Genomic DNA, 20,501 nt, shown 5'->3' with positions numbered 1-20,501 from the left:
GGCCCCGTGGCCGGGCGCCGCCGATACCCCGTGCGGCTCACCGTAACCGGCACGGTGGGCCCGATCACAGGAGCGATTTCCCGCTTGCCCGCTACTGCGAGTAGTAGTGGACGCGGAGAGTAGTAGGACGAGGTGTGGCGGTTTACCGGCCACGAGCTCGGACAGTCCTCCTCCGTGATCGTTGGCCGCACGAACGTTCGCCGCACGACGGTGCCGGAGGCCGTCCTGTTCGACCGGGACGGCACCCTCGTCGTCGACGTGCCCTACAACGGTGACCCGGCACGGGTGCGCCCGATGCCCGGCGCGCGTGACGCCCTCCGCCTGCTGCGCGAGGCGCGGATCGGCGCGGGCGTCGTCACCAACCAGTCCGGCATCGCCCGCGGGCTGGTCACCGCCGAGCAGGCGCAGCGGGTCAACCGGCGGGTCGAGCAGCTGCTCGGTCCGTTCGCCGTGTGGGAGATCTGCCCGCACGGGCCGGCGGACGGCTGCGCGTGCCGCAAGCCCCGGCCGGGCATGGTGCTGGCCGCCGCCCGGCGGCTCGGCGTCGCGCCGGACCGGCTGGCCGTGGTCGGCGACATCGGTGCCGACGTCGAGGCGGCCACGGCTGCGGGTGCCACCGCGGTGCTCGTGCCCACGCCGGTGACCCGGCCCGAGGAGGTGGCCGCCGCGCCGACGGTGCAGCCCGACCTCCTGTCCGCCGTCCGCCACCTGCTGGAGGCCCCGTGACCCGCCGCGTTCTGGTGGTCCGCCTCGACGGCGCGGGCGACGTCGTGCTCGCCGGACCCGCCGTGCGGGCGGCCGCCGCGGCGCCGGGCGCCGAGGTGACCCTGCTCTGCGGCCCGGACGGCGCGGCCGCGGGCCGGCTGCTTCCGGGCGTGCGCCGGGTGCTGGTGTGGTCGAGCCCGTGGGTCATCGCCCCGGCGCCCCCGGTGACGGCCGCCGACGTGGACGACATCGTCGCGAGGCTCGCGGCGCAGACGTTCGACGAGGCCGTCGTGCTCACCTCGTTCCACCAGTCGCCGCTCCCGACGGCGCTGCTGCTGCGGCTGGCCGGCATCCCCCGCATCACCGGGGCGTCGGTCGACTACCCCGGCTCGCTGCTCGACGTGCGGCTGCGCCCCGGTGAGGACCTCCACGAAGACCTTCCCGAGCCCGATCGAGCGCTCGCGATCGCCGCCGCGGCGGGGTTCGACCTGCCACCCGGCGACGACGGGCGGCTCGCCGTGCGCCGCCCGCCCGCGGTGGGGCCGCTGCTCGGCCCGCTGTCCGGGCGGCCGTACGCCGTCGTGCACCCCGGAGCGGCGGTTCCGGCGCGGCGCTGGCCCGCCCAGCACCACCGCCGCACCGTGCGGTTACTCGCGCGGGCCGGCCTTCCCGCCGTCGTGACCGGCGGTGCGGGGGAGCGCGAGCTCACGGCCGCCGTCGCCGGCGACGACGGGCTGGACCTGGGAGGGCGCACCGACCTCGCCCAGCTCACCGGCGTCCTCGCCGGGGCGTCAGCGCTCGTCGTCGGCAACACCGGCGCCGCGCACCTCGCTGCCGCCGTGGGAACGCCGGTCGTCTCGCTCTTCGCTCCCGTGGTGCCGGCCGTGCGGTGGCGGCCCTACGGGGTGCCCCACGTGCTGCTCGGCGACCAGCACGCTCCGTGCCGCGACTCCCGGGCCCGGATCTGCCCGGTACCGGGCCACCCGTGCCTCGCCCGGATCACCCCCGAACAGGTCCTCGGCGCCGTCCGCCGCCTGGGGGCGGTGCCGGCGGATGAAGGACCGGTGAAGGAAGGAACGCCATGACACGCACCCTCCCCGCCCCGACCACCACGCCCCGCGCCCCCCGGCCGGTCGGGACCGTCCTCGTCACCGGCGCCGCGTCGGGCCTCGGCCGCGCGGTGGCCACGTCGATCGCGGCGGCTGGGGGCACGCCGCTGCTGCTCGACCGGGTCCCGGTCGAGCCGGACCCGCTGCTGGCGGACGCGCCGTCCGTCGTCACCGACCTGGCCGATGGCAGGGGGAGCGAGGCGGCAATCGGTCGTCTGCTCTCCGATGCGGGTGGGCTCGACGGCGTGGTCACCGCCGCGGGCACCGACCGGTGCGGGCCAATGGCCGAGGTCCCGGCCGCGGAGTGGGAGCGGGTGATCGGGGTGAACCTGCTCGGCACCGCCGCGGTGATCCGCGCCGCGCTCCCGGCGCTCACGGCCTCCCGCGGTCGCATCGTCACCGTCGCCTCCACGCTGGGCGTGCGCGCGCTGCCGGACGCGTCGGCCTACTGCGCCTCGAAGTTCGGGGTCGTGGGCATGACCCGCGCGCTGGCCGCTGAGCTCGCCGGCACGGTGGGGGTGACGCTCCTCGTGCCCGGCGGCATGGACACCGCCTTCTTCGACGGCCGCCCCGCGCAGTACCAGCCCGGTCCCGACGCGCAGCTCAACGATCCGGCCGAGGTGGCCGACGCCGTGGTCTACGCGCTCACGCGGCCCGACGGGTCCGAGGTGCGCGAGATGGTCGTGTGCGCCTCCACGGAGCCGTCGTGGCCGTGACCGCCGGCCCGGGGACGGCCGTCCCGGGACAGCACCCCGGCGCCGATCGTGGCGGACCGGTCGACCTGAGCACCATCCGGCGCGTGCTCGTGGTGCGTGCCGACAACATCGGCGACGTCGTCACCACGACGCCGGCCCTGCGGGCGCTGCGCGCGGCCGCGCCGGACGCGGCCATCGACCTGCTCGCGTCGCCCGCGGGCTCCGCGGTCGTCCCGATGATCCCCGAGCTCGACGGCGTGCTGGTCACCTCGGCGTCATGGCAGCAGCTGCCGGGTGCGAGCGCTGCGGACGAGCACGCCGAGCGCGCGTTGCTGGAACGGGTCGCCGTGGCCGGATACGACGTGCTGCTCGTGTTCACGTCGTTCTCCCAGTCGCCGTGGCCGGTGGCGCATCTCGGGCTGCTCGCCGGGATCGGGACGAGGGTCGCGCACTCCCGCGAGTTCGGCGGCGCGGTCGCCACCCACTGGGTGACGCCACCGCCGGACGCCACGCACCAGGTGGACAGGGCACTGCACCTGCTCGCCGCGGTCGGCGTGCCGCACAGGGGCAGGGAGACAGCGCTCTCCGTGCCGGCCGCCGCGCGGCGCGACGCCGCGGCGCTCGCCCCGGGCCGTCCGTTCGCGGTGCTCGCACCCGGTGCGTCCTGCGCCGCACGGCGCTACCCGGCGCAGCGGTTCGGCGCGGCCGCGGCGGAGATCGCCCGCGCGGGGCTGCCGGTCCTCGTCGCCGGGTCCGAGCCGGAGACGCCCCTCGTCGCGCGGGTCGCCGCCGCCGCGGGGCAGCCGGACGTCACACCTGTACCGCCCGTACCGCTTCCCGTGTTCACCGCGCTGATCGCCCGCGCGGCGGTCGCCGTCACCAACAACTCCGGCGGCATGCACCTCGCCGACGCTGTCCGCACGCCGGTCGCCGTCACGTACGCAGGAACCGAGCGGCCGGAGGAGCTGCGCCCGCGCGGCACGCGGGCGACGCTGCTGGGCCGCCCCGTCCCGTGCTCGCCGTGCCGGCAGCTGACCTGCCCGTTCCAGCACGAGTGCCTCGACGTCCCGCCCGGCGAGGTCGCCGCGGCCGCGCTCGCCCTCGCGGGACCTCGCCCTGAACGAGGCTCCGACTTCACGGAGGAGATCCCATGCCTGGTCCCGGTGAAACCCTGACCGACCCGGCCGCCCCCGCGGCTCTCGCCGGTCGCATCGCCACCCGGGCGCCACGGGTCGTCGTCGTGGGCGACGCCCTGCTCGACGGCTGGCTCTCCGGGCCAGCCCGCAGGCTCGGGCGCGACGGCCCCGTGCCGGTGGTCGAGCTGGCCGAGACCAGCACGGCGCCGGGCGGCGCGGGCAACGCCGCGGCCAACCTCGCCGCGCTGGGCGCGCGCGCCGACCTGGTGGCCGTGCTCGGCGACGACGCGGGCGGCGTCGAGCTGCGCGAACTGCTCCACGCCGGGGGTGTGGGCACGACGCACTGCGTCACCGAGCCGGGGCGCGCCACCGCGGTCAAGCGCCGCCTGATGACCGCGGGCCAGCCGCTCGCCCGCTACGACGCGGGACCGGATCACCCGCCGCGGCCCGGTACGATCGCCGCGCTGGTGAAGGGCCTCGAGGCGGCGCTCGCCGAGCCCGCCGACGCCGTGGTCGTCGCCGACTACGGGCTCGGCGCGCTCGACGAGCGGGTGCGGGCCGCGCTGTCGCGGCTGCGGGAGCGGATCCCGCTGCTGGTCGTCGACGCTCACGCGCCCGACGGGTGGGGTGCCTTGCGTCCGGACGTGCTCACCCCGAGCCTTGCGGAGGCGTCCGCCCTGATCGGGGCCCCTGAGCCGGCAGGGAAGGGACGCGCGGCGTGGGTGCTCGCCCACCGGGCCGAGCTGATCGGCGCCGCGGGCGGCGGGGAGGTCATCGTGACCCTCGACGTCGACGGCGCCGTGCGGCTGCCCGCCGAGTCCGCCACGCCTGCCCAGCGGTCGGCGGCCCGCCCCGGCCCTGAGTCCCGCGCGTGCGGGGCGGGCGACACCTTCACCGCGGCCACGGCAGCGGCCCGCGCGGCCGGGATCTGCCCGCAGCAGGCCTTCGTGCTGGCGCAGTGCGCCGCCGACGTCGCGGTGGAACAGGACGGCACCGCGGTGTGCACCACCGGCGCCCTCACCGCGCGGCTGGCCGAGCGCGACCGCGGCGGCCTGCTGACCCATCGCGACCTCATGGCCGTCGTCGGCCACCACCGCCGTCGCGGTAGCCGGATCGTGTTCACGAACGGCTGTTTCGACGTGTTGCACCGCGGACACGTCGCCTACCTGCGGCAGGCCCGCGCGCTCGGCGACGTGCTCGTCGTGGCGCTCAACGACGACGACAGCGTGGCGCGGCTCAAGGGCCCGGAGCGGCCGGTGAACCCCCTCGAGGACCGCGCCGGCGTCGTGGGCGCGATCGAGTGCGTGGACCTGGTGACCTCGTTCGCCGACGACACCCCCGCCGCGCTGCTGGAGGCCGTGCGCCCCGACGTCTACACCAAGGGCGGTGACTACACGCCGCAGATGCTGCCCGAGACGCCGATCGTCGAGCGGCTCGGCGGCGAGGTCAGGGTGCTCGACTACCTGTCCGACCACTCGACGAGCGCGATCGTCGGCCGGATCAAGGCGGGCCGGTCGTGAGGGCGCCTGAGCTGGACATCCTCGTCCCCACCTGCGACCGGCCGGTCGAGCTGGCCACGACGCTCGCCGGGCTGGCCGCGCAGCGCCACCCGTTCGGCGTCGTGCTGAGCGACCAGTCGCGTGGGCGGCCCTCCTACGACACCCCCGCCGCACGGACGATGCTGCGCGCCCTTCGAGCGGCCGGGCACCGGGTCCGCGTCGGTCAGCACCTGCCCCGGCGCGGGCTGGCCGAGCACCGCGCCGCCCTGCTGGCCCACTCTCGCGCGCGGTACGTCCTCTTCCTCGACGACGACGTGTGGCTCGAACCGGGCACCGTCGGCCGCCTGCACGAGGCGATCGCGACACTTGGCTGCGGGCTCGTCGGGGCCGCGGTGCAGGGCCTGTCGTACCTCGACGACGTGCGGCCGGAGGAGCTCGCCCCGTTCGAGAGGTGGACCGGGCGGCCGGAGCCGGAGCGGGTCGAGCCGGGCACGCCGGCATGGGACCGATGGACCCTGCACAACGCCGCCAACCCGGCGCACCTCGCCCGCAGGCACCTGCGCCCCGGGGAGCGGTGGGTGCCGTACAAGATCGCCTGGGTGGGCGGCTGCGTGCTCTACGACCGGCCCGTGCTCGAGGCGTGCGGCGGGTTCGGCTTCTGGTCCGACCTGCCCCCCTCACACTGCGGTGAGGACGTGCTCGCACAGCTTCGCGTGCTCGCGGAAGCCGGAGGCGCGGGGATCCTGCCCTCCGGCGCCTGCCACCTGGAGGCGCCGACCACGGTGCCGGATCGCACGGTGGAGGCCATGGACGTCGTCGGGAGCGCGTCGTGAGCGCCCGGCCCGTCGTGGTGGTCGGCGACGCGCTGCTCGACGTGGACGTCGAGGGCACCGTCGAGCGGATGTGCCCGGACGCGCCCGCCCCGGTGCTCGACGTCGGGGACGAGTCGGCCCGGCCGGGCGGGGCGGGGCTCGCCGCTGCCCTGGTGGCCGGGCGGGGTGCCCCGGTGCGGCTGGTCACGGCACTGGAGCGCGACGAGCCCGGCCGGCGCCTGTTCGACCTGCTCGACGGGACGCTCGACGTGCTCGCGGGCCCCGCGATGGGCGGCACCGTCGTGAAGTGCCGGTGGCGGACCGGAGGCCGGACGCTGCTGCGCACCGACCACGGTCGCGGCGTGCCGGCACCGCGGTTCGCGGCTCGGCTCGGCCTCGGCCGCGTGCTCGCCGGCGCTGGCGCGGTGCTGGTGTCGGACTACGGGCGCGGCGTCGCGGCCGACCCGCAGGTGCGTGGGGCACTCACGCGAGCGGTCGCCCGCGGGGTGCCGGTCGTCTGGGACCCGCACCCGCGGGGCCCCGAGCCCGTACCCGGCGTCACCCTCGCCACCCCGAACCTGGCCGAGGCGCGGCGTGCCGTGGCCGGACCGGACGGGACGGCCGACCGGGTGGGGCCGGAGCTCGCGGGGCGGCTGGTCGAGCTCTGGGACGCCCGCGCCGTCGCGGTCACCCTCGGGAGCGGTGGTGCGGTGGTGCGTCACCGGGACGGGAGTGGCTCCGAAACGCTCGCACCGGCCGTGGACGGGGGCGACCCGTGCGGTGCAGGCGACCACTTCGCGGGCGGCGTGGCCGCCGCGCTCGCCGCCGGTGCCGATGTGGATGACGCCGTCGCGGAGGCCGTCCGCGAAGCGGCGGGCTTCGTCGAGCGGGGCGGCGGCGCGACGGTGCGGCGCCGCGGGAACCGCTGGTTGCAGGCGGCCGAGCCGGACCTCGTGGCCGGCACGCCACCGTCCGGCCACCGCGTCGCCTGACGCTGCGCGGGCAGGCCGGGGGTCTGCCCGGAGGGCGCGCGGCGCCACCGGAGACCGGTCTCGCGGGCATGATCAATGTTTCGGCGCGGGAACGGTCGAATACGGCCGCCCAGGCACCCAAGCGATGATCACGGACACCGACTGGCCCGCAGCAACCGCGAAGATCACCAGATTGGTGTCCCCACGGCCGTATGTGGCCGGCGACGCACCGATCCGGTGATCAAGGGGGCGCCGTCACCGCAAGGCCCGCGCGCGGGTGCCGCGCAGGGCGGCCGCGGCGCGCAGGACGTCTCCCACGCCGATCTCCAGTAGGGCGGGGTCGGGGTCGTCGGCGAACGGGTCGCCGCGGCGCGCGCCGGGCTCGTCCAGCACGGCGTGCGGGCCGTCGGCGGGCGGGCCCCACTGCTGCGGGCCGACCGGTCCGTAGAGGGTCACGGACGGGGTGGCGAACGCGGCGGCGAGGTGGGCGACGCCGGTGTCGCCGCTGACCACGAGCGCGGCGCCCGCCACGAGCGCGCACAGCTCGGCGAGGTCGGTGCGCCCGGCGAGCACGCGGGACTCGGCCAGCCCCGCCGCCCGGGCCACCGCGAGCGCGAGCTCCCGCTCGTCGGCGGTACCGGTGATCAGCACCGGGCTGAGGGCGCAGTGCAGGACGGCGGCGACCTCGGCGAAGCGGCGGACCGGCCAGCGCTTGGAGCCGTAGCGGGCGCCGGGGTGCACGAGCACCGGGGCATGGCTGCCGCACCGGGGTGTCTCCTGCGGTGGGGGCAGCCGGAGGTCGGCAGGGTCCGCGGGGATGCCGTGGGCCGCGAGCATGGCGCACCAGCGCTCGCGCTCGTGGGGGTGGCGCAGCGCGATCTCCTCGAACCGCGGGCCGGGCCAGCCGGGAGCCCGGAACCCGATACGCCGTCCCGGTGCCGTCGCGTCGAGGGCGCGGTGGCTCTGCGGCCCCTTGCCGTGCAGGTTGACCGCGACGTCCGGCGGCGGACCGGTCCAGGCGAGCGCATCGGGGTCGGACGTCGGCAGCAGCTGGTCGACTGCACCGGTGAGCGGGACGAGCGGCGCGAGCGAGCCGGGAGCGGCCAGCACCATCCGGTGCCCGGGAAACGCCCTGCGCAGGGCCCGCAGCGCCGGCACCGCGACGAGCAGGTCGCCGACGTGCAGCGCGCGGAGCACGAGTGCCGTCGGTTCCCGCGAGCGCTCCACGTCGCCTGCGTACCCCCGCGCGTCCCGGGTAACTCGCGCCTGTGATGGAGGGGATCCCGGTCCGGCGCGTGGCCGTGCTGCGCTGCAACGCGCTCGGCGACTACCTGATGACGACTCCGGCGCTCGCCGCGCTGCGCGCGCGGTTCCCCGATGCGGAGGTGACGTTGCTCGGCGCGCGCTGGCACGAGCGGTTCCTCACCGGCCGGCCAGGGCCGGTGGACCGCGTGCGGGTGCTCCCGCGCGTCGACGGCCTGGCCGGGCAGCCCCCGGACGCACCCGACGCACGCACCCTGCCCGGCTTCCTGAGGGCGGAACGCTACGACCTCGCCGTGCAGCTGCACGGCGGAGGCCGCGCTTCGAACCCGTTGGTGGCGGCGCTGGGCGCCCGCCGGACGATCGGGCTGCGCGCGGCCGACGCGCCGCCACTGGACGCGGTGGTGCCCTACCGCTACTACCAGCCCGAGGTCGAGCGGTACCTCGAGGTCGCCCGGCTCGCCGGGGCCGACGGGCCTGCCGACTACCCGCCGCTCGCCGTGTCGCGCGGCGAGCGGGCGGCTGCCGCCGGGCTGCTGCCCGGCGACGGGCCGTGGGTGGCGCTGCACGCCGGCGCCACCGACCCGCGCAGGCGCTGGCCCGCCGAGAGGTTCGCCGCGCTCGCCGGCATGCTCGCCGCGGCCGGCGTGCGTCCCGTGCTCGTGGGCGGGCCTGCGGACGCCGCGGTGAGTGCCGCGGTCGCGGAGGTCGCGGCCCGCCCGATCACCGACCTGACCGGCCGCACCGGCCTCGGCACGCTCGCCGGCGTGCTGGAGCGGTGCGCGGTGGCCGTCGCGAACGACTCCGGCCCGCTGCACCTCGCCAGGGCAGTGGGGACCGCCACCGTCGGCCTGTACTGGTGCGGCAACGCGATCAACGCGGCGCCCGCCACCCGCACCCTGCACCGCCCACTGCTGAGCTGGACCGTGCACTGCCCGGAGTGCGGTGCCGACTGCAGCACCGCCGGCCACCCGCATCGCCGAGGAGACGGATGCACCCATCGCCCGTCGTTCCTGGGGCAGATACCGGTCGCCGAGGTGCACGAGGAGGTCATGGACCTGCTCTCGCGCACGTGAAACGACCGTTCGATAAGCGTGACATTCTGTTCCGCTCATCGAGCCACCGCCTCGCGGCAGTGACGTTGAGTCCCGCAGGGCCCTTCCCGCAGCGGTCCGACTGCCATCGCGGCGGGCCGCGCTGGTCTGACACCGGTTCTGTCGGGCTGCTCCCGGCGCAACTCGCCGGTGTCGGCCGCGAGCGCGGCCAGGTTCCGCGCGGCGTTGAGGTCCCGATCCAGGACCAGTCCGCACGCCGTGCACACGAACGTCCGCTCGGACAGGGCCAGCTTGGATTCGCCGTGCCACATCCCGAGCAGGTCTTGCTGCTGGCGAACCAGCGGTCCGCCACGACCAGCCGAATCCCGGCCCGCTGGGCCTTGTAGGACAGCTGGCGGCGGATCTCCGCCCACGCCGCGCCGGCGATGTGCCGAGCCAAATGGCGGTTGCGCAGCATCCCGACCACGTAAAGGTCCTCGATCACGATCACATCGTGATCGAGGACCAGCCGGGTGGTCAGCTGGTGGATGTCGTTGCGGCGGAGGTTGGCCACCCGGGTGTGGATCCGGTCGGCGCGGGCCCGGGCCTTGCGCCACCGGTTCGACGGCTCCTGCCCGGTGCGCCGATCCGGGCCACGCCGCCGCGACGCCCGGCGTTGTGCGCGGCGCAGCCGCGCCAGCTCCCGCTCCAGACGCTGGCCGTTGCGGACCCGCTCACCGGTGGACAGCGTGGCCAGGGTGGAGATGCCCAGATCAACCCCCACGACCCGACCACCGCCGCGCCGCACGGGCTCGCGGTCCAGCAGCTCGACGGAGAACGACACGTGCCAGCGGCCCCGTTGCCAGGACAGGGTGGCCGACCGGATCCGCGCTTGGCCCGTCTCGATCTTACGGGCGAGCTTGCGGGTCGATTCGTGGGTGCGCACTGCACCGATGCGGGGCAGCCGGACGTGCCGCCGGTCGGCGGCTAGGCCGAATGCGCCGGTGGTGAACCGGCAACTCGGGCGGGAGCGGCGGCGCTTGAACCGCGGAAACGCGACCCTGGGTCCGGCCCGGGTCCCCGACCGGGACGACGACCAGTTCGATAGGGCGGCAGCCAGGTTGGCCAACCCGGACGAGTAGGCCTCCTTCGAGTTCTCCGCCCACCACGGCGCCACCTGGTGTTTGGCGGCGTTCCAGGTGCGGCGCAGCCCGTAGGCCGACCACGACACGGCCGGTGTCAGGTCGGGTTCGGCGATGCCGTAGCTGCGCTCGGCGGCCCGCTGGTCGAGGTTGGCGCGGACCAGCGCGAGCCCGAAGTTGAAGGCGAACCGCTGCGCGCCGCAGTGCGACCGAAACGCCTGCACTTGGGCAGGGGTCGGATCCAGCGCGAACAGGAAGGCCCGGATCACACCCCGCAGGCTAGAACCGGGCACCGACAGAACCTGCCCGCCCCGGCACCCACCGCACGAGACTGCCAGCCACAGCACAACCGATCCGATGGGGCCCGCCGATCGAGAGGTCCGGCAGAACGACACAGAACAGCACAGACGTCCGCATACGCTCGAACGAGGCGCGACCCCGCCGGCCGCTCGACGTCGAGAGGCAGGCGGGGCCGCAGGGGGAGGTCAGACGGCGAGCAGCCGCTCGAAGAAGCTGCGGTAGCGGCGCAACGCCGTGCGCAGGTCCTCCGTGGACGTCTCGTCGTTGTCGAGGCCCTGCTCGATGCTGCGCCGCTGCTCGCGGAACAGCGTCTCCAGCTCGTCGAGCAGCTCGCCGACCAGCGCGTCGGCCTGGGCGACCGCCTCACGCGGTTCGTCGACGAAGGTGCCCTTCACCGCGTCCCACCGCGACCCGTACGACGCCGCGTGGTCCTCGGGGACGAGGCGCTCGCGCCCCTCGTCTCCGGGGCCCGCTGTCGGCTGCTTGGCCGCCGTCGGCTGGCTGGTCTCCTTCTGCTCGGACTGCCTCTGCTCGGACCGCGGGTACTTGGACTCCGTGGTGACCTGCTCGGGACGCTCGCGAACCTTCTCGTTCTGCTCCGGCATCATCATCGGGTCCACTCCTTGCTCGTCGGCTCGTGGCTCTCGCGGTCGTCGCGGCGATTGTCGTCAGCGCGATTGCCGTCACCGCGGGTGTCGAGCAGCGCGGTGACGAGCGACCGGTACGAGGTCACGGCCGAGCGCTGGTTCTCCGTGTCGACGTCGCCGCGCTCCGTCGCGTCGCGCACGCTGTGCGCCTCCCGGTAGCGCTGCACCACGTCGGGGTGCTCGACGGAGATGTCCTCCGCGCGGCGCTCGAAGTCGCCGCCGTCGTCGCCGACCGGGTATCCGCGGGTTCGCATGATGTCGAGGACGAGCGCGTCCGCGTCGCGCACGGCGCGTTTCGGGTCGTCGACGAACTCGCGCTGGATATCGGCCCACGATGCCGCGAACCGATCGCGTTCCTCGGATCGGAGATCGCGGATCTCCAGGTTCCGGTGGCGCTTCTCGCGCTCGGTGAGCTGCGCCTCCGCCGCGCGCCGGTTGCCCGCCTCGCTGAGGCTCCGTTCGTACTCGGGCCCGTAGTGCTCCTGCAGGCGTTCCGTGCGACGCCGCTGGAACAGCATCACGCCGGCGGCGATGAGCGCCAGTACCAGCACCACAATGACGACGACAAGGACGATCACGGTGCTGTCCACCGCATTCTCCTTCTCTGTGGTTGTCGTTCACTCGATGGAGTGACGTCGTTGTGCGTCGGTTACCAGTGATTTGCGATCGACAAACATCAGGAATTCCCGGAGTGACGGCTCGCAATGGGACGGTTGACCGCACCCGCCGCCGGGTAGGCACCATGAGGTGACCACCGTCTCCGATCGTCCCGATCTGGCGGACCTGCGCCGCGAGGCGGCCGCCTGCACCCGCTGCGAGCTGTACGCGCCCGCCACGCAGACCGTGTTCGGGGAGGGACCTGCCTCGGCGTGGCTGGTGCTGGTGGGGGAGCAGCCCGGCGACCGGGAGGACGTGGAGGGTGCTCCGTTCGTCGGCCCGGCCGGGCGGGTGCTCGACACGGCGCTGCGCCGGGCGGGCATCGACCGCGACGAGGTCTACGTGACGAATGCCGTGAAGCACTTCCGGTTCGAGCGCGAGGGCAAGCGGCGCATCCACAAGACGCCGGGCGTCACGCACATCCGCGCCTGCCGCCACTGGCTGGACGGCGAGCTCGCCGCCGTCCGGCCCAGCGCGCTGGCCACACTGGGCGCGGTCGCCGCCAAGGCCCTGCTCGGCTCCGGCTTCAAGATCACGAAGGAGCGCGGCCACGTGGTGGACTGGGAGGGCCACCAGCTCGTGCCGACCGTGCACCCCAGCTCGATCCTGCGCGGCCCGCCGGAGTCCCGCGAGGAGGCGCTGTCCGCACTGGTGGCCGACCTCGAGGTGGCTGCACGCCTGCGCCCCTGAACGGGAGACGGGTTACGCCGCCGGCAGGAGCTCCAGCTCGCCGTCGTGCGAGTCCACCTTGACGTGCGTCCCGGCGGGGAGCTCCCCGGCGAGCATCAGGGTGGAGAGCCGGTTGTCGATCTCCCGCTGGATCGTGCGCCGCAGGGGACGTGCGCCGAACTCGGGCTGGTAGCCGAGCTCGGCGATCCGGCGGATGGCCGCGGTCGTGAACTCGACGGTGACGTCCTGCGCGGCGAGCCGCCTGCGGGTGTCGCCCAGCAGCAGGTCGGTGATCGTCGCCAGCTGCTCGGGGTCGAGCCTGCGGAAGACGATGATCTCGTCGATGCGGTTGAGGAACTCGGGGCGGAACACCTCGCGCAGCCTCGGCATGATCTTGTCGCGAAGGGCGGCCGAGTCGGCGTCGGCCCCGATGTCGCGGCTGCTGCCGAAACCGAGCGTCGCGCCCTGGTTGGTGATCAGCTCGGATCCGACGTTGCTGGTCATGATGACCACGGTGTTGCGGAAGTCGACCGTGCGGCCCTGCCCGTCGGTGAGCCGGCCGTCGTCGAGCACCTGCAGCAGCGCGTTGAACACATCGGGGTGGGCCTTCTCGATCTCGTCGAGGAGCAGCACCGAGTACGGGCGGCGGCGCACGGCCTCGGTGAGCTGGCCTGCCTCGCCGTAGCCGACGTAGCCGGGTGGCGCGCCGACCATCCGGGAGACGGTGTGCCGCTCGCCGTACTCGCTCATGTCCAGCCGCACCATCCGTTCCTCTTCGCCGAAGAGCGCGGCGGCGAGCGCGCGGGCCAGCTCGGTCTTGCCGACGCCGGTGGGGCCGAGGAACAGGAAGCTGCCGACGGGGCGGTTCTCGTCGCCGAGGCCTGCGCGGGAGCGGCGGATCGCCTCGGCCACGGCGGAGACGGCCTCGTCCTGCCCGACAACCCGCGCGTGCAGCTCCTCCTCGAGGCGCAGCAGGCGGTCGCGCTCGGCCTCGGTGAGCTGGGCGACGGGGATCCCGGTCGAGCGCGAGACCACCTCGGCGATGTCGGCGACCCCGACCTCGGGCACGCCGCCGTCGGACGGACCGCTCGTGCGGAGCCTGCCGCGCAGGTCGGCGATCTCGTCGCGCAGCTCCGACGCCCGCTCGTACTGCTCGTCGGTGACGGCCTGGTCCTTGTCCCGCTCGAGCTGCTCGAGGCGCTGCTCCAGCCCGCGGCGGTCGGTCGAGGGAGTGCGCGTGCGCAGCCGGACCCGGGCGCCCGCCTGGTCCATCAGGTCGATCGCCTTGTCGGGCAGGAAGCGCTCGGTGAGGTAGCGGTCGGAGAGCTCCACCGCGGCCCGCAGCGCGTCCTCCGTGTAGCGCACCTGGTGGTGGGCCTCGTAACGGTCGCGCAGACCGTGCAGGATCTCGATCGCGTCCTCGCAGCTGGGCTCGGACACCATCACGGGTTGGAAGCGGCGGGCGAGCGCGGCGTCGGACTCGATGTGCCTGCGGTACTCGTCGAGCGTCGTCGCGCCGATGACGTGCAGCTCGCCGCGCGCGAGGGCGGGCTTGAGCATGTTGCCCGCGTCCATGGCACCGCCCGCCTCGCCGCCACCGCCACCGCCCGCGCCGACCATCGTGTGCAGCTCGTCGATGAAGACGATGAGCTGGTCGCCGTTCGCGCGGATCTCGTCGATGAGGGTGCGCAGCCGCTCCTCGAAGTCGCCGCGGTATCGGGTGCCCGCCACGACGCCGGACAGCTGCAGCTCCACGACCCGGCGCCCGGCGAGGGTGTCGGGCACGTCGCCGTCGACGATCCGCTGCGCGATGCCCTCGACGATCGCGGTCTTGCCGACCCCGGCCTCGCCGATCAGCACCGGGTTGTTCTTGGTGCGCCGCGACAGCACCTCGATCGTCTGCTCGATCTCGTGGGCGCGCCCGACGACCGGGTCGAGCCTGCCCTCGCGGGCGGCGGTGGTGAGGTCCTGCCCGAACTGGTCGAGGGTGGGGGTCGAGGACGGTCCGGTGGGACCGCCCGCGCGGGGCGCGCCGCGGTGGGGCGCGCCGGGGGAGAAGCTGGCCTGGGCCAGCAGCCTGCCGGCCGCCGACTCCTCGTTGGCGGCGATGGCGAGCAGCACGTGCTCAGGCCCGATGTAGGTGGATCCGAGGGAGCGTGACACCTGGTGCCCGTCCAGCAGCGCCCGCTTGGCGGCCGGCGTGAGCGCTGGGGCCCGCCCGGTCGGCTCGGACCGGTGCAGGCGCTCGTCGAGCATCCGGGCCAGCTCGTCCGGGTCGACACCCGCGCGGTCGAGCCACAGGCGGGTCGGGTCGAGCCGGGTGGACGCGAGCAGCAGGTGCTGGGCGTCGAGGTCGGGGTCGCCGCGGTCGATCGCGAGCTGCGCGGCCGTCGCGACGAGCTCACGCGCGCCTGCGCTCATCAACCGCGTCAGGTCGATCCGCCGCGCCGGTCCGCGGGCGCCCGGCCCGAGGAAGCGGGCGAGGAACTCGTCGAACGAGCCGGGTTCGCCTGGCCCGAGGAAGCCGGTCATGGGCGCGCATCTCCTCCAGCGGTTCGGATCAAGGGCTCCGGTGGGCGTTCCCGGGGCACCGGATCCGAAACAGCGGGACGCCCAGAGGGGTTGGGAGCCCGGAGGCCGGGTAGCGGTCGGGCATGGGTGGTGAGGCGAGGCAGCAGCTGTGTGACGAGTACCTGGCAGACGCCGTGCGGGAGATCCTCGCCCACGACGAGCGGGTGCGCGGGCTCGAGATCACCGCCGAGGTCGACGGCGGGGTCGTGCACCTGCGGGGGCGGGTGGACCGGCAGGCCCAGCTGGACACCGTCCGCAGGCTCGTGGGGCGGCTGGCCGGCGTGCACGCCGTGTGGGACCGGGTGCGGGTCGCGGGAAGGGACCCCGTCGTGCTCGACCTCGGCTGCGGCGACCAGCGCCAGTACCCGACCAACATCGGTGTGGACCGCAGACGCACGCCCTCGGTCGCCGCGGTGGCCGACGTGTCGCGCCCGCTCCCGTTCCGGGACGGCAGCGTCGACCGGGTCTTCGCGGTGCACGTGCTGGAGCACCTGATCGACTTCCTGCCCCTCGTGGCCGAGTGCCACCGCATCCTGCGCCCCGGCGGCGTGCTCCACGTGCTCTCCCCGTGGTGGAAGCACGTGAACGCGGTCGCCGACCCCACCCACGTCCGCCTGCTCGACACGCAGACGGTCAAGGGCATCTGCTCCGGCCCGGACCGCCCGTCCTGGTTCCCGCTGCACGTCGGCCGGGACGAGTCGACAGTGTTCGCCGACCTCACCCCGGCACCACGGGACGAAGGGCCCGACGAGCGGCACATGGCCCGCTTCTTCGACTGACCGACCCCACTCGACCACCGGCGGAGCGAGATCGCTCACGCGCGGGTTGGCGCGCCACTGCGCGGTGTCCCAGACTCCCCGTGTCGACGACGATGGGAGAGCAGGACATGACCGAGACCCCGCAGCGCGTGGCGATCGTGACCGGAGGGGCGCGCGGGATCGGCGCCGCCACCGCGCAGCGGCTGGCCGCCGACGGCCTCGCCGTGGCCGTGATCGACCTCGAGGAGGCTGCCGCGAAGGGCACGGTCGACGCGATCGAGGCCGCGGGCGGGCGGGCGCTGGCCGTCGGGGCGGACGTCTCCGACTCCGCGCAGGTGGAGGCCGCCGTCGAGCGGGTGGCCGCCGAGCTCGGCCCACCTGTGGTGCTGGTGAACAACGCGGGCGTCACCCGGGACAACCTGCTGTTCAAGATGTCCGAGCTGGACTGGGACACGGTGATGGGCGTGCACCTGCGTGGCTCGTTCCTGATGGCGCGGGCCGTGCAGAAGCACATGGTCGAGCACCGCTTCGGCCGCATCGTCAACCTGTCCAGCACCTCGGCGCTCGGCAACCGCGGGCAGGCCAACTACTCCACGGCCAAGGCCGGGCTGCAGGGCTTCACCAAGACCCTCGCGATCGAGCTCGGCAAGTTCGGCGTCACCGCCAACTGCATCGCGCCCGGGTTCATCGCGAGCGACATGACGAAGGCGACCGCGGAGCGGATCGGACAGGACTGGGACACCTACGTCGCGGCCAGGGCGGCGGAGATCCCGGTGGCCCGCGCCGGACAGCCCGATGACATCGCAAATGCCGTGTCGTTCTTCGTCAGCGAGAGCTCCGGGTTCGTCAATGGGCAGGTGCTCTACGTCGCTGGGGGCCCTAAGGCCTGATCGCGTTACGCATACTGGCGTACGTGCGCTTCATCTTCCGGCCCCCGGCCGAGCACGCGGCCGGGCTGCTGTCGCTGCCGTGGCAGGAGCCCCTCGAGGAGTGGGACGACGAGCAGCTCCTCGAGGTGGCCCACCGGGGCATCTCGCGCCACGTCGTGCGCTTCGTCGAGGCCGACGGTCACGTCTACGCGCTGAAGGAGATCGACGAGCGCCTCGCCCGGCGCGAGTACCGGCTGCTGGGCAGCCTCGAGGCGATGGGCATGCCCGCGGTGTCGGTGCTCGGCGTATGCGTCGAGCGCCCGCCCGCGGCGGGCGACGACACGCCGCAGGACGCCATCCTCGTCACGCGGTTCCTCGACTACTCGATGTCCTACCGCTACGTGTTCTCGCACGGTCACGCCGCGCGGCCCACTGACCAGCTGGTCGACGCCATGGTGGAGCTGCTGGTCCGGTTGCACCTCGCGGGCCTGTTCTGGGGTGACTGCTCGCTGTCGAACACGTTGTTCCGCCCGGACGCGGGAAGCATCGCCGCCTACCTCGTCGACGCCGAGACCGCGGAGCTGCACCCAACCCTCACGACGGGGCAGCGCAGCTTCGACATCGACTACGCCGCCGAGCGCGTCGGCGGCGAGCTGTTCGACCTGCAGGCCGGCGGTCTGCTGCCCGACGACGTCGACCCCGTCGAGATCGCGGCCGAGCTGCCGCGCCGCTACCACGCCCTGTGGGACGAGCTCACCCGCGAGGAGCTGCTGCGGCCCGACGAGCAGCGCTACCGGGTGGCCGCGCGGGTGGACCGGATCAACGAGCTGGGCTTCGACGTCGACGAGATCGAGCTCAAGACCACGGAGAACGGGGTCCGGCTGCGGGTCAAGACGCAGGTGGCCGAGACCGGCCGGCACCGAAACAAGCTCTACGCCCTCACCGGTCTCGAGGTCACCGAGAACCAGGCCCGCAGGTTGCTCAACGACCTGCGCAGCTACCGCGGGTACCTGGAGCAGAAGGAGGGCCGCTCGGTGCCCGAGACGGTGGCAGGGCACCGCTGGCGGGCCGAGGTCTACGACAAGGTGATGGCCCGCATCCCGGAGTCCCTTTCCGACCGGCTCGAACCCGCGGAGATCTTCCACGAGGTACTGGAGCACCGCTGGTTCCTCTCGGAACGGGCAGGCAAGGACGTCGGCACCACCGCGGCGGCGAAGTCCTACATCGACGCGATCCTGCCGAACACGCCGAGCACCCTGACACTGCCCGGTGGTGACCCGATCCCGCGCGAGTGAGGGATCCGCGCACGTCATCAAGGCCCTCATCGTCACCCGGTGGGGGATGACCGCGCGCGTACGCGCCCGCTACGGTACGTGGCGTGACGTCCGGCACCGCGTTCGATCCTCCGGGGTTCGATTCCCCGGGGTTCGATCCCGATGACCCCCCTATGCCGCCGTCCCGCAGGATCGACGCGTCCAACCCCAACATCGCGCGCGTCTACGACAGCTTCCTCGCAGGCAAGGACAACTACGCGGCCGACCGCGCCGTCGTCCACGAGATCCACGCGGTCGCACCGGAGCTCACCCGGGTCGTGCAGGAGGAGCGGGCCTGGCTGGGCCGGGTCACCCGCTTCCTGGTGAAGTCGGTGCGCATCGAGCAGATCCTGCACGTCGGCGCGGGCATGCCGACGATCGAGAACACGCACGAGGCCGCCCAGCGCTTCAACTCCGACACCCGCGTCATCTACGTGGCCGACGACCCCGTGGTGCAGGCGCACGGCCGGGCGATCCTCGAGGAGAACGACCTCACCCACCTGGTCGAGGCCGACTTCGCCCGGCCGGAGGAGGTGCTCGGCCACGAGACCGTCAAGAAGTACCTCGAACCGGACGAGCCGGTCGCGCTGATCCACAGCCGCACCATGCACCACGTGCCCGGCAAGCAGCGCCCGCACGAGATCGTGCGGCGCTACCTCGAGCTGCTCCCGTCCGGCTCCTACCTGGTGCTCACGCACTTCTGCGACCCGCAGGACGATGGCTCCGGCACCCAGCTCGCCCGCTTCGTCGAGGGCGTCTTCACCCGCAGCGGGCTTGGCCCGCTGGTCTTCCGTCCCCGCGAGGAGATCGAGGCGTTCTTCGACGGCCTCCATGTGGTGGAGCCGGGCATCGGCCGGCTACGGGACTGGTGGCCCGACGGCCCGTTGCTGGCCACGGCCAGCAAGGAGGACGAGATGTTCCTCGGCGGGGTTGCCCGCAAGCCGTAGCGCCGGCCCTACTCGACCACCGGAAGCTCGTCGATCAGGAGTTGCGGGACACCACCGTGATCGACCATGGGCCCACCGTCTCCGTGTCGGAGGACACCTGCACCGGCTCGTCGCTCGCGTTCACCACCACCGCGCCGTCAGGGGCGCGGAACACCACGATCGGTGAGGCATCTGATCGCCCGATCTCGACATCACCCCGCGCCAGTCGCGGCACGAGCCACTGCCAGGCGGCGGTGAGCGGCGTGGGCTTGCCGCCGTCCTCCACGGTGGCGTCGGTCCACAGCGCCGCGTAGGCGAGGTCGGGGTCGCCCTGCGGGCCCCACAGCAGCGCGCCCGAGGCGCCGGACCGGGCGTACGCCGCCACGGCCGCGAGCGTCGCGGTGGCGCTGGCCGGGCTCGCCGCGCCGGGCTGGGCGTTCTCGGGCACGTCGGGGTAGAACTCCGCCCACCAGATCGGCATGTCGGTCCGCTCGCGCAGCCACCGGTCGAGGTCGGCGTACTTCTGGGTGCCGTCGAGCACGGACGGGAGCACGTCGTCCCTGGTCTTGGTGGCACCGTCCACGGCGACGAAGTCGGCGCCGACCTTGTTCCGCAGCCAGTAGTCGACGACGTCGAGTGCGCGCTGGTCGGCCGCGCCCCACGGGCCGGTGACCTGGTCGGACGCGTCGGTCGTGCCCTGTTCGAGACTGGTGAGCACGACGTAGGGTCCGCCGACCTGGATGTCGGGGCGCACGGCCTTCACGGCGTTGTACACCTGGTTGTAGAACTCGGTGTAGCCCTCGTAGTCCCACCGGTTCGCCGCCTGGTTGTAGAACCCCTTGAGCTCGTTCCACACCAGCACGCGGTCGACCTGCGGGTAGCGCTTCACGGCCTCGGCCGCGAGGTTCGCGTAGTCCCCGAAGTGCTCGGGCAGCGGGTTGTCCTCGAGCGTCGTCCAGTCGGTGTCGCCCGCCTCCCCGCCCTTCATCCAGTCCGGCGCGCAGCACAACGTGAGCATCGCCTTCCCGCCGGTCTCCTCGGTGAGCTCCATGCGCTGGTCGAGGCTGTCCCAGTCGTAGTCGCCGGGCGACGGCTCCGGGTTGCCGGTGCCGAAGCCCATGAGGTGGATGTTCTGCCAGATCGCGCTGTCGTCACGGAGGATGTCCATGCCCCGCTCCGTGGCCGCGTCGGGGTCGTGGGAGTCCAGGCTGTTCTGGGTGTGGGTGACGCCGAGCTCGAGGGGTACCGGCTGCTTCTCCCAGGTGAACCCGGAGTCCGCCTCGATCGCGCGCAGCGTCTGCTCGGAAACCGACGTGGGCCCGCTCGGGGCCGAGGAGCATGCGGCGAGCCCAGTGAGGATCACTGCCGCGAGCGCCGCGAGCGACACCGCGAGGGGACGGGGAGAACGCACGAGAAGAACCTCGCTGT

18 protein-coding genes and 1 pseudogene are annotated in these 20,501 nt (G+C 74.0%); 13 read left to right on the top strand and 6 right to left on the bottom strand.

Going from position 1 to position 20,501, the window contains the following annotated elements; translation table 11 throughout:
* Positions 1 to 174 precede the first annotated feature (174 nt).
* Genes K1T35_RS25030 through K1T35_RS25000 form a run of 7 tightly spaced genes read left to right on the top strand, consistent with a single transcriptional unit; the run spans position 175 to position 6,948 of the window.
* Positions 175 to 726, top strand: coding sequence for a D-glycero-alpha-D-manno-heptose-1,7-bisphosphate 7-phosphatase (locus tag K1T35_RS25030; protein ID WP_370645129.1), 552 nt, complete (start codon positions 175 to 177; stop codon positions 724 to 726).
* Positions 723 to 1,790 carry a glycosyltransferase family 9 protein gene (locus tag K1T35_RS25025; RefSeq protein ID WP_220254124.1) on the top strand — a complete coding sequence of 356 codons (1,068 nt, stop codon included), beginning with the start codon at positions 723 to 725 and terminating at the stop codon, positions 1,788 to 1,790. Before K1T35_RS25030 ends, K1T35_RS25025 begins: the two co-directional genes overlap by 4 nt.
* The gene (locus K1T35_RS25020; protein WP_220254123.1) at positions 1,787 to 2,530 is read left to right on the top strand and encodes an SDR family oxidoreductase; all 744 of its coding nucleotides are present in this window, start codon (positions 1,787 to 1,789) and stop codon (positions 2,528 to 2,530) included. Before K1T35_RS25025 ends, K1T35_RS25020 begins: the two co-directional genes overlap by 4 nt.
* Positions 2,521 to 3,684, top strand: a complete 1,164-nt coding sequence (locus K1T35_RS25015; RefSeq protein ID WP_220254122.1) for a glycosyltransferase family 9 protein — start codon at positions 2,521 to 2,523, stop codon at positions 3,682 to 3,684. The genes K1T35_RS25020 and K1T35_RS25015 overlap by 10 nt, the downstream gene beginning before the upstream one ends.
* Positions 3,660 to 5,165 carry a D-glycero-beta-D-manno-heptose 1-phosphate adenylyltransferase gene (rfaE2, locus tag K1T35_RS25010; protein ID WP_220254121.1) on the top strand — a complete coding sequence of 502 codons (1,506 nt, stop codon included), beginning with the start codon at positions 3,660 to 3,662 and terminating at the stop codon, positions 5,163 to 5,165. The genes K1T35_RS25015 and rfaE2 overlap by 25 nt, the downstream gene beginning before the upstream one ends.
* Positions 5,162 to 5,977, top strand: coding sequence for a glycosyltransferase family 2 protein (locus K1T35_RS25005; protein ID WP_220254120.1), 816 nt, complete (start codon positions 5,162 to 5,164; stop codon positions 5,975 to 5,977). Before rfaE2 ends, K1T35_RS25005 begins: the two co-directional genes overlap by 4 nt.
* Complete coding sequence (locus K1T35_RS25000) at positions 5,974 to 6,948, top strand: bifunctional heptose 7-phosphate kinase/heptose 1-phosphate adenyltransferase (RefSeq protein WP_220254119.1); 975 nt, start codon at positions 5,974 to 5,976, stop codon at positions 6,946 to 6,948. Before K1T35_RS25005 ends, K1T35_RS25000 begins: the two co-directional genes overlap by 4 nt.
* Before the next feature lie 234 nt (positions 6,949 to 7,182).
* On the opposite strand, the gene K1T35_RS24995 is transcribed toward K1T35_RS25000, so the two are convergent.
* Complete coding sequence (locus K1T35_RS24995) at positions 7,183 to 8,154, bottom strand: glycosyltransferase family 9 protein (RefSeq protein WP_255620677.1); 972 nt, start codon at positions 8,152 to 8,154, stop codon at positions 7,183 to 7,185.
* A 44-nt stretch (positions 8,155 to 8,198) separates the two neighbouring features.
* On the opposite strand from K1T35_RS24995, the gene K1T35_RS24990 reads away from it, so the two are divergent.
* Positions 8,199 to 9,263 carry a glycosyltransferase family 9 protein gene (locus K1T35_RS24990; protein WP_255622672.1) on the top strand — a complete coding sequence of 355 codons (1,065 nt, stop codon included), beginning with the start codon at positions 8,199 to 8,201 and terminating at the stop codon, positions 9,261 to 9,263.
* Positions 9,264 to 9,298: 35 nt separating this feature from the next.
* On the opposite strand, the pseudogene tnpB reads toward K1T35_RS24990, so the two are convergent.
* The 3 genes and pseudogenes from tnpB to K1T35_RS24975 all read right to left on the bottom strand — a co-directional run bounded on the left by tnpB (position 9,299) and on the right by K1T35_RS24975 (position 11,900).
* Positions 9,299 to 10,587: pseudogene (tnpB, locus tag K1T35_RS24985) on the bottom strand (IS607 family element RNA-guided endonuclease TnpB).
* A 261-nt stretch (positions 10,588 to 10,848) separates the two neighbouring features.
* Positions 10,849 to 11,274: a hypothetical protein gene (locus K1T35_RS24980; protein ID WP_220254116.1), complete on the bottom strand. Its 426-nt coding sequence runs from the start codon at positions 11,272 to 11,274 to the stop codon at positions 10,849 to 10,851.
* The gene (locus tag K1T35_RS24975) at positions 11,271 to 11,900 is read right to left on the bottom strand and encodes a hypothetical protein (RefSeq protein WP_220254115.1); all 630 of its coding nucleotides are present in this window, start codon (positions 11,898 to 11,900) and stop codon (positions 11,271 to 11,273) included. Before K1T35_RS24975 ends, K1T35_RS24980 begins: the two co-directional genes overlap by 4 nt.
* A gap of 157 nt (positions 11,901 to 12,057) precedes the next feature.
* On the opposite strand from K1T35_RS24975, the gene K1T35_RS24970 reads away from it, so the two are divergent.
* Complete coding sequence (locus K1T35_RS24970; RefSeq protein ID WP_220254114.1) at positions 12,058 to 12,657, top strand: UdgX family uracil-DNA binding protein; 600 nt, start codon at positions 12,058 to 12,060, stop codon at positions 12,655 to 12,657.
* 12 nt (positions 12,658 to 12,669) lie between these two features.
* On the opposite strand, the gene K1T35_RS24965 is transcribed toward K1T35_RS24970, so the two are convergent.
* The gene (locus K1T35_RS24965; protein WP_220254113.1) at positions 12,670 to 15,168 is read right to left on the bottom strand and encodes an ATP-dependent Clp protease ATP-binding subunit; all 2,499 of its coding nucleotides are present in this window, start codon (positions 15,166 to 15,168) and stop codon (positions 12,670 to 12,672) included.
* Between the two features lie 122 nt (positions 15,169 to 15,290).
* On the opposite strand from K1T35_RS24965, the gene K1T35_RS24960 reads away from it, so the two are divergent.
* The 4 genes from K1T35_RS24960 to K1T35_RS24945 all read left to right on the top strand — a co-directional run bounded on the left by K1T35_RS24960 (position 15,291) and on the right by K1T35_RS24945 (position 19,094).
* Positions 15,291 to 15,986, top strand: a complete 696-nt coding sequence (locus K1T35_RS24960; RefSeq protein ID WP_220254112.1) for a BON domain-containing protein — start codon at positions 15,291 to 15,293, stop codon at positions 15,984 to 15,986.
* 107 nt (positions 15,987 to 16,093) lie between these two features.
* Positions 16,094 to 16,855, top strand: a complete 762-nt coding sequence (gene fabG / locus K1T35_RS24955; RefSeq protein WP_220254111.1) for a 3-oxoacyl-ACP reductase FabG — start codon at positions 16,094 to 16,096, stop codon at positions 16,853 to 16,855.
* A gap of 23 nt (positions 16,856 to 16,878) precedes the next feature.
* The gene (locus K1T35_RS24950; protein ID WP_220254110.1) at positions 16,879 to 18,129 is read left to right on the top strand and encodes a DUF4032 domain-containing protein; all 1,251 of its coding nucleotides are present in this window, start codon (positions 16,879 to 16,881) and stop codon (positions 18,127 to 18,129) included.
* 83 nt (positions 18,130 to 18,212) lie between these two features.
* Positions 18,213 to 19,094, top strand: coding sequence for an SAM-dependent methyltransferase (locus K1T35_RS24945; RefSeq protein ID WP_255620676.1), 882 nt, complete (start codon positions 18,213 to 18,215; stop codon positions 19,092 to 19,094).
* Between the two features lie 34 nt (positions 19,095 to 19,128).
* Here K1T35_RS24945 and K1T35_RS24940 read toward each other — a convergent pair whose 3' ends face one another.
* Positions 19,129 to 20,484, bottom strand: coding sequence for a hypothetical protein (locus tag K1T35_RS24940; protein ID WP_220254109.1), 1,356 nt, complete (start codon positions 20,482 to 20,484; stop codon positions 19,129 to 19,131).
* Between the last annotated feature and the right edge of the window lie 17 nt (positions 20,485 to 20,501).

This window comes from Pseudonocardia sp. DSM 110487, assembly GCF_019468565.1.
Lineage (GTDB): Bacteria > Actinomycetota > Actinomycetes > Mycobacteriales > Pseudonocardiaceae > Pseudonocardia.
Note: the sequence above shows the minus strand (reverse complement) of the source record. Positions and strands in the feature narration are given on the sequence as shown.

Bases quoted from the DNA above. Each gene is read 5' to 3' on its own strand.
- K1T35_RS25020 (WP_220254123.1), top strand. From the start codon at position 1,787: ATGACACGCACCCTCCCCGCCCCGACCACCACGCCCCGCGCCCCCCGG.
- rfaE2 (WP_220254121.1), top strand. From the start codon at position 3,660: ATGCCTGGTCCCGGTGAAACCCTGACCGACCCGGCCGCCCCCGCGGCT.
- K1T35_RS24990 (WP_255622672.1), top strand. From the start codon at position 8,199: ATGGAGGGGATCCCGGTCCGGCGCGTGGCCGTGCTGCGCTGCAACGCG.
- K1T35_RS24980 (WP_220254116.1), bottom strand. From the start codon at position 11,274: ATGATGATGCCGGAGCAGAACGAGAAGGTTCGCGAGCGTCCCGAGCAG.
- K1T35_RS24965 (WP_220254113.1), bottom strand. From the start codon at position 15,168: ATGACCGGCTTCCTCGGGCCAGGCGAACCCGGCTCGTTCGACGAGTTC.
- K1T35_RS24960 (WP_220254112.1), top strand. From the start codon at position 15,291: ATGGGTGGTGAGGCGAGGCAGCAGCTGTGTGACGAGTACCTGGCAGAC.
- fabG (WP_220254111.1), top strand. From the start codon at position 16,094: ATGACCGAGACCCCGCAGCGCGTGGCGATCGTGACCGGAGGGGCGCGC.